This is a genomic window from Vibrio plantisponsor, assembly GCF_013041605.1.
Taxonomy (GTDB): domain Bacteria; phylum Pseudomonadota; class Gammaproteobacteria; order Enterobacterales; family Vibrionaceae; genus Vibrio; species Vibrio plantisponsor.
In genome coordinates, this window is sequence record NZ_JABEQC010000039.1 from 1 (window position 1) to 646 (window position 646).

Below are 646 nucleotides of genomic sequence, written 5' to 3' on the forward strand. Positions count from 1 at the left end.
AGATTCTCTTGATGAGTGTCCACACAGATTGATTAGGTTTAGAAAGATAAGAGTATCTTAGTGTCCCGTTCGTCTAGAGGCCTAGGACACCGCCCTTTCACGGCGGTAACAGGGGTTCGACTCCCCTACGGGATACCATGGGTCGTTAGCTCAGTTGGTAGAGCAGTTGACTTTTAATCAATTGGTCGCAGGTTCGAATCCTGCACGACCCACCATTCTTCTCCACGAAGAATTCAAACTTATGTGGGCGATTAGCTCAGTTGGGAGAGCACCTGCCTTACAAGCAGGGGGTCACTGGTTCGAACCCGGTATCGCCCACCACTCTTTAAGCATTTTTGGATAATGAAATCCAAACCACTTCAATAAAACGTACGTGGTTCGGACTTTTGACGACGAGAATCCTTAAAAAGTGTTTAGACGACACTTTGCTCTTTAACAATTTGGAAAGCTGACAAATAACGATTTGATTAATCGTTATTTATTAAAAGTTCTCAAATCCTAATTTCTCTTAATAAAGAGTGATTAGGTACCAATACACATTCAAGTGTTCTTGGGAATCTTACTTTATAAGTAAGTATTCATATTTGAGTCCGGCAAAATCGAAATGTCTCTCGCTCATTCAAATAATGAGAGACAACTAAACCTT

Annotated in this window: 3 tRNA genes; all 3 read left to right on the forward strand. The window is 41.3% G+C overall.

Annotated features, from left to right (window positions below):
* Nucleotides 1–62 precede the first annotated feature (62 nt).
* Nucleotides 63–138 (forward strand) — tRNA-Glu (locus HKI82_RS20395).
* Between the two features lies 1 nt (nucleotide 139).
* Nucleotides 140–215 (forward strand) — tRNA-Lys (locus tag HKI82_RS20400).
* Nucleotides 216–245: 30 nt separating this feature from the next.
* Nucleotides 246–321 (forward strand) — tRNA-Val (locus HKI82_RS20405).
* Nucleotides 322–646: the final 325 nt, after the last annotated feature.